The organism is Protofrankia sp. CiP3 (assembly GCF_917627345.1).
Lineage (GTDB): Bacteria > Actinomycetota > Actinomycetes > Frankiales > Frankiaceae > Protofrankia.
In genome coordinates this window covers 37,751-50,719 of sequence record NZ_CAKJTM010000011.1, presented here as the reverse complement: position 1 = coordinate 50,719, position 12,969 = coordinate 37,751, and the positions used below count along the sequence as shown (strand labels likewise).

Genomic DNA, 12,969 nt, shown 5'->3' with positions numbered 1-12,969 from the left:
GAAGGTGGTCCGTGGAACGATCCTGCGCGGCCACGGTGATCGCCTGTCGGTGCGGGTGGATCCCCGATCGACGGTGGTGTGCGCCGCGCTGCTGCTCGCCATCATCGGTGTCGGCGTAGCGACCATGACCACCGGTGACTTTCCTGTCCCGGTCGGCGAGGTGATCGACAGCCTGATCGGCAGGGGAACGCCTGCCACCGATTTCATCGTCACCACGCTGCGCCTCCCACGGCTGCTGACCGGCCTGCTCGTGGGCGCGGCGCTGGGAGTCAGCGGCGCGATTTTCCAGAGCCTGTCGGGCAATCCGCTGGGCAGCCCGGACATCATCGGTTTCACCACGGGATCGGCGACGGGTGCCGTCGTCGTCATCCTCGTCATGCACGGGAACGCGGATGAGACGTCAGTCGGCGCGGTGATCGGCGGAGTCGTGACCGCCGTGGTCGTCTACGCGCTGTCGTTCCGGCGTGGGGTGGCGGGGGTGCGGCTCGTCCTGATCGGGATCGGTGTCAGCGCGATGCTGGTATCGGTCAATTCGTATCTGATCACCCGGGCGGCTCTGGCGGATGCCGTCACCGCGCAGATCTGGCTGCTCGGGAGCCTCAACAGGCGAAGCTGGGAGCAGTTCCGGCCGTTGGGCCTCGCGATCGCGGCCGCGCTGCCGGTCAGCCTCTACCACGGTCGCGGACTCGCGTTCCTGGAGATGGGCGGCGACACCGCGAAGGCGCTTGGTGTCCGGGTCGAGCGCAGCCGGCTGGTACTCATCGGGGCGGGGGCGGTGCTGGCCGCGTGTGCCACGGCGGCGGCGGGGCCGGTCGGTTTTGTCGCGTTGGCCGCGCCTCCGCTCGCGCGCGGACTGACCCGGTCATCGGCACCGGCGTTGCTGTCGACGGCGTTGGCGGGTGCGTTGCTGGTGGCGTCGAGCGATCTGGCGGCGCAACGGCTCTTCGCGCCCACCCAGCTTCCGGTGGGGGTGGGGACGAGCGCCGTCGGCGGGCTCTATCTCGCTGTGCTGCTGGCTCGCCGACGGAGCCGGGGCTGACTGCCGCCGCGCCCCGGAGAACCCGCGACCCGACCGCACCACCGATAGGACCGCACCACCGATAGGACAGCGGCATCCCCGATTGTGACGGCATTGTGACGACGAGGAGCGTGTGATGACCCGCCTGGCCGCGGCGAACCTGACGCTTGCCTACGATCAGCGGGTCGTGGCGCGCGAGCTCGGGATCGCGATCCCGGACGGCTCCTTCACGGTGATCGTGGGGCCCAACGCCTGCGGGAAGTCGACACTGCTACGTGCTCTGGCCAGGATGCTGCGTCCCCGGGACGGCGCCGTCTATCTCGACGGCGCGCTCCTGTCGTCGTATCCGTCGAAGGAGGTCGCGCGCCGGCTCGGCCTGCTGCCGCAGGCCTCGACAGCCCCGGGCGGGATCACTGTGGCGGATCTGGTGGCGCGCGGCCGCTATCCCCATCAGGGCCTGCTGCGGCAGTGGTCGAGGACGGATGAGACGGTGGTGGTCGAGGCCATGCGGTGCACCCGCATCATGGATCTGTCCGAGCGGCTCGTCGACGAGCTGTCCGGCGGCCAGCGGCAGCGGGTGTGGCTGGCCATGGTGCTTGCCCAGCAGACGCCCATCCTGTTGTTGGACGAGCCGACCACCTTCCTCGACATCGCCCACCAGGTCGAGGTGCTCGACCTGTGCGCGGACCTGCACGAGAACCACGGCCACACGTTGGTCGCGGTGCTGCATGACCTCAACCAGGCCGCCCGGTACGCGACCCATCTGGTCGCGATGAGTGACGGGCGGATCGTCGCCGAGGGCCCGCCGGCCGACGTCGTCACCGCGGACCTGGTCGAGCGGGTCTTCGGGCTCGCGTGCCGGGTGATCAGCGATCCGGAGACCGGCACGCCACTGGTGGTGCCACGGCGGCGGCGCCCGCCCGCAGCGGAGCCCGGTACGGCAAGGCGGGAAATACAGTCCCAGGCCGGCGCGGCCGCGGGATGAGCCCGCGGCGCGTCCGGACATGGTTGACATTGCCAATTTTACTTAAGTAAAGTTTCCCTTATTCGAGATATCCGGCTGTAGAGCGTTCGATCGGCCCGGGCGAAGCGGGCCAGGACCGGTTGGGGCGGTGCTCGGTGAGCAGGTCTGCGGGCGATCGTTTGCTGTGGTCCCAGGCGCGTGCGCATCGCGGGGTGCTGGCACTGGGAGGGGCCGCCACCCTGACGCAGCAGCTGGCGATGCTCGCGCTTCCGTGGTGCATCCAGCGTGCCCTCGACCAGGGCGTCACGCCACTGTCGGTGCGCCGCACGGTGCTGTGGTCCGCTCTTGTCTCGCTCGTCGCCGTCGCGTTCCTGCTCGGCGGGATGGGCGGTCAATGGTGGTCCGGCCTGGCGGCGAACCGGATCGCGCACTCGCTGCGCGGTGAGCTGGTGGCGCGGGTGGCGACCGTGGACCGCCCTGGGCTGGCCCGGTTCGGGCGCGGTGATCTCGTCATGCGCGTGACCAGGGACGTCGAGATGATCCGCCGGTGGATACAGAGCCTCGCCCTGTGGGTCCGAGTGATCGTGACGGTGGTCGTGGTGTTGCCCGCGATCGGGCTGCTCGACCCGCTGCTGCTGGTGATCGGCGTGATCACCATTCCGCTGGTCGGGCTAGCCAACGCTTTTTTCCCGGGCCGTTACGAGGCGGCCAACGAACTGCTGTCCGACGCGCACGGCACCCGCGCCGACGCCGTGGAGGACCTCCTCGCGGCGAGCGCGGCGGTCCGCGGGATCGGCGGTGAGCAGGTCCTCGTCCGTCGTCATCACGCGGCAAGCCGGGAGGTCACGACCCACACACTCCGGGTGGCCCGGATCTCGGCGCTGTGGTCCGCCGTGCCGCCGGCGGTCCCACGGTTCGCGATCGCGGCGGGGCTGGGCGTCGGTGGCACCGCGGCGCTGAACGGCGGCCTCACCGTCGGTGGCCTGGTCGCCTTCATCTCATGGATGACCACGCTGACGCTGGCGATCGCCATCGCCGTCGACCTGATGGCGGGCCGGGGCCAGGCGCGGGTCGCGGTGAACCGGATCGCCGAGGTGCTGGATACGCCGGGGATCGTCGACGATCCCGCCGATGCCGTCACGCTTCCCACCCGTGGGACGTTGCATGCCGGCAGCCTCGTGGTCCGCCGCGACGGGCGCCGGCTGCTGGGACCGGTGGACCTATGGGCCGAGCCGGGCGAGTTCGTCGCCGTGACCGGACCGACAGGCTGCGGCAAGACCACGCTGGCGCGGCTGTTGTGCAGGCTGGACGACCCCGACGAAGGCCTGGTCAGCTTCGGGGGGGTGGACCTGCGGCTGGCGGCCCACTCCCATGTCCTGTCCAGGATCGGTCTCGTCCCGCAGCGTCCGCTGGTGCTGTCCGGCACGATCGCGGACAACCTGCGGCTCGGCCGCGACATCAGCGTGGACGGGCTGCGGGCCGCCTGTCGCGTCGCCGCCATCGACGACTTCGTGATGGGCCTGCCCGACCGGTACGACACGGTGGTGGGCGAGCGGGGCAGCACCCTGTCCGGTGGGCAGGGCCAACGGCTGGCGCTGGCACGTGGGCTGCTCGGCGGCCCGGACGTTCTCGTCCTCGACGATGTGACCTCGGCGGTCGACGCCGTGACCGAGGCGATGATCCTCGAGAGGCTGCGGGCCTGGGCACCCGGTACGACCTTGGTCGTGATCTCGCACCGGCCGGCGGTGCTGGCCGCGGCCGACCGGGTGGTGACGCTGGAACCGGCGCCCGCGGCCGTTACCAGCGGGCCCGCCGGGTCTGGCGGGCCTGGCGGGCCTGGCGGGCCTGGTGAGAGTCGCTTGGCCGGTACGGGAGGGCATCGTGGCTGAGGCCCGGATGCTGGCTGAGGATCCTGACGTCCGCAAGGCGTTCCGGCGTTTCCTGCCGCGGTTGCGTCCCTATCGACGGATCCTCGCGGCCGCCCTGCTGGCCACCGTCGCGAGCACCGGGGCCGTGGTCGCGGTCGCACCTGTGATCGGCCGTGGCGTCGACGCGGTGATCAATCATGACCGTGCCGGCCTGGCGGCCGCGGTCGGTGTCCTCATCCTGCTGGTCGTCGCCCGTCTCCTGCTGCTGCGCTGGTCGGAGCTGCTGCTGACGCGGGCGGGCGAACGGGTCGTGCGCGACCTGCGTGACCTCGCGGTCGAGCGGCTCGCGGCCGCTCCGCTGCGGTTCGTCGAGACGCACCGGACCGGCGACCTGCTCCGCCGGGCCACAGGTGAGATCGCCGACCTCGCGCTGTTCGTTCGCGACCAGCTGCCCAACCTGCTCGGCCTGGGCCTCACAATCATGCTCACGGCGGCGGTCCTGGTCGCCTACTCGTGGATGTTGGCGTCGATCCTGGTGCTGCTCTTCCTGCCGGCCGCGTTCGCGGTCATCCGCTGGTTCAACCGGGGCGCCCCGGTGGTGTTCGGCCGGCAGGCCGCGGCGGACGCGACGATGACCGCGACCTTCACCGAGGCGCTGGCGGCCAGCGAGGCGCTGGTCGTGGCCGGGCGGGCGGACGAGTGGGTGAACCGGTTCCGCCGGGACAACGGCGAACTGCTGCGGGCGTCCAACCGGGCGGTGGCTGTCCAGAACCGGCTGGAGCTGTTCAGCCTGCTCGAAGGAATGGCGACCGCGGCGCTGCTGCTGTTGAGCGTGTGGCTGGTCCGCGCGGGCCACGTCGGTGTCGGCACGATCGTGGTCTTCGTCATCGCGACCCGCAACCTGTTCGAGGGACTGCTGGGGCTGTCGCGGCTGGCCGGCGAGCTCCAGACGGTCAGGGTGGGGCTCGCGCGGCTGACGGACCTGCTGGACGTGACCCGGCCCGAGCCGGGTGCCCGGCCCGAGACCGGCGTGACGTTGCCGGCACGCGCCGACCTGGTCGCGGACGGGCTGCGCTTCGGCTATCTCCCCGGTCAAGAGGTCCTGCGGGGTGTTTCGGTCGGATTCCCCGTCGGTGATCGGTCCGGGATGGTCGGCGCCACCGGTTCGGGCAAGACCACCCTCGCGAAGGTGCTGAGCGGTCTCTACGAACCGGACGAGGGGGCCGTCCGGTTCGGCGATGTCGATCTGCGCACCGTCCCCGCGGAACAGGTGCGCCAGCGCATCGTGCTCATCCCGCAGCAGGTCCATATGATCACTGGGACTCTCGCGGAGAATCTCGCGTTGACACCCGGCGAGCCGCCGCGGGCGGCGATGGAGCGGGCCGTGGAGCAGCTCGGCCTGAGCGACTGGGTAGCCGGCATTCCCGGTGGTCTGGACGCCGACATCGGATCGCGGGGCGAGCGGCTGTCGGCCGGCGAACGCCAGATCGTCGGGCTGTTGCGGGCGGCGCTCGTCAATCCTCCCGTGCTGCTGCTGGACGAGGCCACCGCGGATCTGGATCCGGATGTCGCGCGACGCCTGGAGACGGCGGTGGAGCGGCTGCGGGCGGGACGGACGCTCATCGTCATCGCCCACCGCGCGGCCACCATCGAGCGGCTGCCGCGGGTTGTACGCCTGGCGGCGGGCGAGCTTGTCTGACTGCCGCGGGAGCACCGCAGCGCCGGCTGGCCCGTGCTGCCGGCTGGCCCGCGCCCAGGCGGGCTTCGGCGGCAGGTGACACGAAGTATTTATTAGTTTAACCTTACCTAAGTTCGGCTATCTTCCGTGCCGACACGATCTGAGGAGACGGCATTTCATGTCGACGAATCCCTTCGATGACGAGAACGGCACCTTCTACGCGCTGGTGAACTCCGAGGGCCAGCACTCGCTGTGGCCGACCTTCGCGACCGTCCCCGCTGGCTGGCGGGTCGTGCACGGGGCCGGCTCCCGTCAGTCCTGCCTCGACTACATCGAGGCGAACTGGACGGACCTGCGTCCCGCGAGCCTGATCGCACGGATGGAGCGGGACGCTCGCGAGCGTCCCGTCTCCGCGGATCCCGCCGTCTCCTCCGTCTCCCGGTGACCCCGTTCCCGGGCTACCACCTGCGGTCGGTGCCGATCAGCAACGAGCCCCTGGTGGCAGCAACGGAGTTTGCCCGCGGGTCCGTGAGTCCCTTCGTCGTCTACGAGCGTGGCGGGCAATGGTCATGCGCCTCCGGCGCGCTGGCGGAGATCATCCTGTATCGGGACGAGATCCGGTACCGGGAAGGGGAGACGTGGCGGGTGGCGCCGACCCGAGAGGATCCCCTCCGAGGAGTCGCCCGGATCCTCGCCTCCCTCGCCATCGAGGGATGGCGTGCCTACGGGTGGGCCGGGTTCGAGCTCAGCTACCTGCTGCACGGGCTTGCTCACCTCGCGGGTGACGGCCCGCTCCTGCATCTGATCGTCCCGGAGCGGGAGGTACGGCTGTCCGCGGGCGGCGCCGTGCTGCGCGCCGCCGAGGAATCCGATCTTTCCGATCTCGCCCGCGCCGTGAGCGGGCCGCGACCGACGCCGAGGGGAGTTCCCGGACCGGCAGCCGACCGCGAGCGGGGCGGCGAGGAGTATCGGCAGGTGGTCGCGGCGGCGATCGCGGACATCCGGGCCGCGCGGTTGCGCAAGGTGATTCTTTCCCGCGTCGTGCCGGTTGACGGCGACATCGACATGGTGGCGACGTACGAGGCCGGCCGGCGCGGCAACACACCGGCGCGATCCTTCCTGCTGGACCTGGGCGGCCTGCGGGCGGCGGGCTTCAGCCCCGAGACCGTGGCCGAGGTCCTGGCGGACGGTTCGGTCTCGACTCAGCCGCTGGCAGGTACCAGAGCGCTGTGTGGTAACGCGTCGGCCGACCGCCGGCTGCGCGACGTGCTGCTCGGGGACCCCAAGGAGATCTACGAGCACGCTGTTTCCGTCCAGGCATGCCAGCACGAGATGCGCGGGGTGTGTCGGGACGGCTCGCTGGTCGTCGACGAGTTCATGCAGGTGGTGGAACGCGGGAGCGTCCAGCACCTCGCCTCCCGGGTCAGTGGCCGTCTCGCGGCCGGGCGTGATGCCTGGGACGCGCTGGCCGCGGTGTTTCCTTCCATCACCGCGTCCGGGGTGCCGAAAACCGCCGCCTGCGCCGCGATCGCGCGGTTCGAGCGCGAGCCGCGCGGCCTCTACAGCGGCGCGGTGGTCACCGTGGATTCCGACGGAGCGCTCGACGCGGCCCTGGCACTACGCACGGTGTTCCAGCGGGATGGGCATACCTGGCTGCGCGCGGGCGCCGGGATCGTCGAGCAGTCCGATCCCGACCGCGAGCTGGAGGAGACCCGCGAGAAGCTGCGCAGCGTCAGCCGTTTCCTCGTCCCGGCCGGTTCGCGCGAGACCGCCGCGTTCTCGGAGACCGGCATGATCCGGGACCTTCAACAGCTACGCCTGACCGTGGCGGAGCTCCTCGAAGAGGATCCCGGCGAGATCGGCGACGAGACGAACCTGTTCGAGCTCGGGCTGGAATCCATCGCGCTCATGCGGACGGTGGGCCAATGGCGGCGCGCCGGTATCGAGGTGAGCTTCGGCGAGCTTGCGGAGAACCCGACGATCGACGGCTGGTTCACACTGCTGTCCACCCGTGTCGGCTCCACCCATGTCGGGCCCGGCCCGACGCCCGCCGGCCCGGTGGCGGCCCAGCAGCCGGACCAGCAGCCGGACCAGGACGCCGAGTTCCCCCTCGCGCTCATGCAGCACGCCTACTGGGTCGGCCGGGGCGCCGGTCAGCCGCTCGGTGGCGTCGCGGCTCACCTCTACACCGAGTTCGACGGCGCCGAAGTGGCGCCGGACCGGCTGCGGATCGCCGTCGAGCGGCTCGTGGCCCGCCACGACATGCTGCGGGTGCGGATCACCGACAACGGCCGGCAGGTCATCGAGGCGATGTCCGGTTGGCGCGGCCTGAGCGTGCACGATCTGCGCGGGCTCGGCGACGAGGAAGCGACGCGTCGGCTCGAAGCGCTACGCGACCAGCTGTCGCACCAGGTCCTCGACATCGAGCATGGCGAGGTGTTCTCGACGGCGCTGAGCCTGCTGCCCGGCGGCCGTACCCGGCTGCACATCGACGTCGACATGGTGGCCGCTGACGCGGTCAGCTATCGGATCCTGCTCACCGATCTCGCCTGGCTCTACGAGCACCCCGACGAGGAGCAGCCCGTCCTGGGCTACGGCTACCGCCAGTATCGGACGGCCCGGGTGCCCGCCCGCCGCGAAGCCGCCCGCCGCGCCGCCCAATGGTGGCAGGACCGGCTGCCGGGCATGCCCGGCGCTCCGGATCTTCCGCGGGCGGCGGGGCGCCCCGCCAGCGGCGGCCAGGCCCGCGTCTCCCGCCGGCACTTCATGCTGACGCCCGCGGCGCGACAGGCGCTGGGCCGGGCCGCCCACAGCCGGGGAGTCACCCCCGCGATGGCTGTGGCGACCGCGTTCGCCGAGGTTCTCGGGGGATGGAGCGCACAACCGCGGTTCGTCCTCAACGTCCCGTTGTTCGACCGTGAGCAGGCCCATCCCGATGTCAACCAGGTCGTCGGTGACTTCACCAGCTCGGTGTTGCTTGAGGTCGACCTTTCCGACAGCCTCGACTTCACCAGCCGCGTCCGGCGCGTGCAGGCGCGCCTGCACGCCGACGCGGCCCACGCCGAGTACTCTGGTGTCGAGGTGCTGCGGGAGCTGACCCGCCGCACGGGCGAGCAGATGCTCGCCCCGGTGGTCTTCACCAGCGCGCTCAATCTCGGTGAGCTGTTCGGCCCGGCGGTCCGCCGGCACTTCGGCGACCCGGTGTGGATCATTTCGCAGGGGCCGCAGGTACTGCTGGACGCCCAGGTCACCGAGCTCGACGGCGGCCTGCTCGTCAACTGGGACAGCCGGGACGGCGCATTCGCTCCTGGCGTGGTGGACGCGATGTTCGATGCGTTCGAGCGGTTGGTGCGAGGCCTCGCGGACGGCGGCGTGACGTGGGACATCCCCGTGGATGGACTGGTCGGGGACTCGGTCCGCGACGTCCGCCGAGCGGTCGGCGACACCGCCGGGCCACGATCGCGGCGGCTGCTGCACGAGGGCTTCTTCGCGCACGCGGCGCGCGGACCCGACGCACCCGCTCTGTTGTGGGACGCGGCCGCGATACCCGGCCGCGCCCGGCCCCGCCGTGAGGCCGCTGACCGTGAGGCCGCTGACAGTGAGGCGGATGACCAGGAGGCCGCCGGGCGCCGCGGCGTGCTCTCGTACGGGGAGCTCGCCGGGCGGGCGCTGCGGGTCGCGGGTGCGCTCGCCCGCTGTGGCGTGCATCCGGGCGATCTGGTCGGTGTCAGCCTGCCCAAGGGGCCGGACCAGGTGACCGCGGTGCTGGGTGTGCTCGCCGCCGGCGCGACATACGTCCCGATAGGAGCAGATCAACCGCTCGCGCGGGTGCGCAGGATCACCGCCAGCGCCGGTTTCACTGTGATGATCGTCGGGTCGTCCGGCGGCAGCGCGCATGCGGGCCACGAGGGCCACGAGGGCCACGAGAGTCATGAAGGAGTTGTGCGGATCTGCCTGGCCGAGGCGCTGCGGGCCGCCGCGATCGAGGCTCCCGTGCTGGCGGCGGCGGACGGGCCAGGCCGCCTGGACGAACCCGCATATGTGCTGTTCACATCCGGTTCAACAGGTCAGCCCAAGGGCGTCGAGGTCGGGCATCGCGCCGTGATGAACACCATCGACGACCTGGTCGAGCGGCTTGCTCTCGGCGCGGATGACCGGACGCTCGCGGTATCCGCGCTCGATTTCGACCTCTCCGTGTTCGATCTGTTCGCCCCGTTGTCCGTCGGCGGCGCGGTTGTCATGGTGGACGAGGAGTCCCGCCGGGAGGCGCGGCGCTGGGCCGAGCTGATCCGTGACCACCGCGTGACGGTGCTCAACTGCGTCCCCACCGTACTGGACATGATCCTCGACGTGGGAACGGAGCTGGGCGACAGCCTCCGGGCCGTCCTGCTCGGTGGCGACCGGGTCGGCGTCGATCTGCCCGGCAGGCTGGCAGCCGCGGCTGCGGGATGCCGGTTCCTCGGGCTCGGCGGTACCACCGAAACGGCCATCCACTCAACGGTCTGCGAGGTGGTGGGCGGCGGCCCGGTGCCGGCGCACTGGCGCTCGGTGCCCTACGGCACGCCGTTGCGCAACGTGCGGCTGCGTGTGGTCGACATCCGTGACCGTGACTGCCCGGACCACGTCGCGGGTGAGCTGTGGATCGGTGGAGACGGCGTCGCCCGTGGCTACCTCGGCGACCCGGATCGCACCGCCGACCGTTTCGTGGAGTTCGCGGGCGCGCGCTGGTATCGCACCGGTGACCTGGCCCGCTACCTGCCGGACGGCAGCGTCGAGTTTCTCGGTCGCCGGGACGACCAGGTCAAGATCCGTGGATTCCGGATCGAGCTCGGTGAGGTCGAGGCCGCGCTTGCGGCGGTACCGGGCATCAGCGCGGGGGTGGCCGTGCTGATCAGCGGTGTTCCCGGGCGGGGGCCGGCGCTCGGCGTCGGCGTCGTGCCCGGCGGAGCATCGCAGGCGTCGGTCGAGGCCAGGGCGATCCGCGACCGTCTCCGTACGGTGCTGCCCCCGCACATGGTGCCGGATCGGGTCGTCACGTTGGAGCGGCTGCCCCTCACCGCCAACGGAAAGATCGACCGTGCGAGCGTGGGCGCGCTGCTGGAGCGGGCCGCAGGCGCGCCCGCGGCCGCGCGGACCCCGCCACGGACAGACCTGGAACGGGTGGTCATGAAGACGTGGCAGGAGCTGCTCGCCGTGCCCGGCGGTGACGCACCGGAGTTCGGTGTCAGCGACGACTTCTTCGCGCTGGGTGGTGATTCCGTCCTCGCCACCGCGCTGGTCGCCCGCCTGCGCCAGGAGCTGGACACGGTGGACGTCTCGGTACGGACGCTGTTCGGCGCGCCGACGGTCGCGGGGCTCGCCGAGCGGATGCGCCAGGCGGAGACGGCACTCGGACGGTTGGAGCGTGTCGCCGCCATCGTCCTGGAGATCGCGGCCCTTTCGGACGACGAGGTCGCGGCACGTCTCGACGAGCCGGACACCGGTCGGACGAGTGCCGCTGAGCCTGCGACGGGTGTCATGAGCGTCACGGTGGCGGACGGCACCGGTTCGTGCGCTGCCGGTTTGGACGGCACCGGTGCCGGCGTCGACCGCACCGGGGCAGGACGGTGACCGCCCCGGACACGGCACCGGTATCCCTCGACGAGGAGTGGGTGGCGTGGCCGGCGGAGCTCGCGCGCCGGTTCGGCGACGAGGGGTACTGGCGGGAGGAGACCCTCGGTGACCTGCTGAGGGAGTCGGCCCGCCGGTTCGGTGCCGCAACGGCTCTGGTAGCCGCCACCGAGCGGATCAGCTATGCCGAGCTGGACCGCGCTGTGGACGATCTCGCGGCAGGCATCGCCACGCTCGGGATCGGTCCCGGCGACCGGGTCATCGTGCACCTGCCCAACCGCATCGAGTTCGTGACCGTGCTGTTCGCGTTGTTGCGCCTCGGCGCTGTCGGAGTGCTGGCACTGCCGGCGCATCGCCGTGTCGAGATCGAGCACTTCGCGCGGCTCTCGGCGGCGGTGGCCTATGCCATCCCCGACCAGCACGAGGGGTTTGACCACCGCACGCTCGCCCGAGAACTCGTCGACGTCGTGCCGTCGCTGCGGCACGTCCTGGTCGCGGGCGTGCCGGGGCCTTTCACCGCGCTGGACGCGTTGTCGACCCGCGGCGCGGCCAGCCGGGCCGCCGAGGGATCGTCGGACAATCCCGCGTCCCGCGCTCCCTCGTCCGCCGCCGCTGGATCCGTTCCGGCCGGAAGCGAACTGGCCGGAACCGCCACCGCGGGGGCACCCGATCCGGCCGGGGTGGCTGTGCTGCTCATCTCCGGTGGCACGACCGGGAAGCCCAAACTCATCCCGCGCACCCACCGGGACTACGCCTACAACGCTCGGGCCAGCGCACAGCTGTGCGGCCTGACCGCCGAGGACGTCTATCTGGTGTCGCTGCCCGCCGCGCACAACTTCCCGCTGGCCTGTCCCGGCATTCTCGGCATCTTCGGTGTCGGCGGGACGGTGGTGATGGCGACGTCGCCGAGTCCGGACGTCGCGTTCGGGCTGATCGCCGGTGAGCGGGTGACAGTGACGGCTCTGGTGCCACCGCTGGTCCGGCTGTGGGTGCAGGCGGCCGAGTGGGAGCAGCCGGACATCTCCAGCCTGCGGCTTGTGCAGGTAGGCGGGGCGAAGCTCGACGCGGACCTCGCCCGGCGGGTCACGCCCGCGCTGGGCGGCAGGTTGCAGCAGGTTTTCGGGATGGCGGAGGGCCTGCTCAACTACACCCGGCCGGACGATCCTGAGGAGCTGATTCTTACCACGCAGGGCCGGCCGCTCTCTCCCGCCGACGAGGTCCGCGTTGTGGACCGCTCGGGTGCTGACGTCGAGCCCGGCGAGGTGGGGGAGCTGTGGACCCGCGGTCCGTACACGATTCGGGGCTATTACCGGGCCGCCGCCTACAACGCGGCCGCGTTCACCCCGGACGGGTTCTACCGGACCGGTGATCTCGTACGGCAGCTGCCGACCGGCCATCTCGTGGTGGTGGGCCGGGTCAAGGACGTGATCAACCGGGGCGGGGAGAACATCTCCGCGGATGAGCTGGCGGAACATCTGCTCACCCATCCGGCGATCGCCCAGGCCGCCGTGGTCGGGATGCCGGACGAGGACGTCGGCGAGAGCGTCTGCGCGGCGGTCGTCCTCACACCGGGCGCGACCGTGACGCTCAAAATGATCAAAATTTACCTCCATGAGCGTGGCCTGGCCCGGTTCATGTGGCCCGACCGGCTCGCCGTCGTCGAGGCATTCCCGCTCACCGCCGTCGGAAAGATCGACAAACGGGATCTGCGTCGGCAGCTGGGCGGATGACCGGCTCTGGACCGGTCGGCGGGCTCGCCGTGGCCCGGCCATCGCCGGGACCGCGCGACGCGGCCCATAAAAGATCTTGTATCAGGTAGCAGACCCGGAGG

The 12,969-nt window shown here is 71.3% G+C and carries 7 protein-coding genes; all 7 read left to right on the top strand.

From position 1 onward, the window contains the following. The first annotated feature begins 4 nt into the window (after positions 1-4). The 7 genes from MJ797_RS06490 (at position 5) to MJ797_RS06460 (ending at position 12,868) form a co-directional block, all read left to right on the top strand. Positions 5-1,039 (top strand): iron chelate uptake ABC transporter family permease subunit, encoded by a 1,035-nt coding sequence (locus MJ797_RS06490; protein ID WP_239332805.1) that lies wholly within the window; start codon positions 5-7, stop codon positions 1,037-1,039. Positions 1,040-1,154: 115 nt separating this feature from the next. Further along, entirely contained in the window at positions 1,155-2,003 is an 849-nt protein-coding gene (locus MJ797_RS06485; protein WP_239332803.1) for an ABC transporter ATP-binding protein, read from the top strand. Between the two features lie 134 nt (positions 2,004-2,137). Next, positions 2,138-3,871, top strand: coding sequence for an ABC transporter ATP-binding protein (locus MJ797_RS06480; RefSeq protein ID WP_239332801.1), 1,734 nt, complete (start codon positions 2,138-2,140; stop codon positions 3,869-3,871). After that, on the top strand, positions 3,864-5,549 hold the full coding sequence (locus MJ797_RS06475) for an ABC transporter ATP-binding protein (RefSeq protein ID WP_239332799.1): 1,686 nt from the start codon (positions 3,864-3,866) through the stop codon (positions 5,547-5,549). Before MJ797_RS06480 ends, MJ797_RS06475 begins: the two co-directional genes overlap by 8 nt. A gap of 157 nt (positions 5,550-5,706) precedes the next feature. Then, positions 5,707-5,973, top strand: coding sequence for an MbtH family protein (locus MJ797_RS06470; RefSeq protein ID WP_239332797.1), 267 nt, complete (start codon positions 5,707-5,709; stop codon positions 5,971-5,973). 53 nt (positions 5,974-6,026) lie between these two features. Further along, complete coding sequence (locus tag MJ797_RS06465) at positions 6,027-11,138, top strand: salicylate synthase (RefSeq protein ID WP_239332795.1); 5,112 nt, start codon at positions 6,027-6,029, stop codon at positions 11,136-11,138. Then, on the top strand, positions 11,135-12,868 hold the full coding sequence (locus MJ797_RS06460; RefSeq protein WP_239332793.1) for a (2,3-dihydroxybenzoyl)adenylate synthase: 1,734 nt from the start codon (positions 11,135-11,137) through the stop codon (positions 12,866-12,868). The genes MJ797_RS06465 and MJ797_RS06460 overlap by 4 nt, the downstream gene beginning before the upstream one ends. Positions 12,869-12,969: the final 101 nt, after the last annotated feature.

Bases quoted from the DNA above. Each gene is read 5' to 3' on its own strand.
- MJ797_RS06470 (WP_239332797.1), top strand. From the start codon at position 5,707: ATGTCGACGAATCCCTTCGATGACGAGAACGGCACCTTCTACGCGCTG.
- MJ797_RS06485 (WP_239332803.1), top strand. From the start codon at position 1,155: ATGACCCGCCTGGCCGCGGCGAACCTGACGCTTGCCTACGATCAGCGG.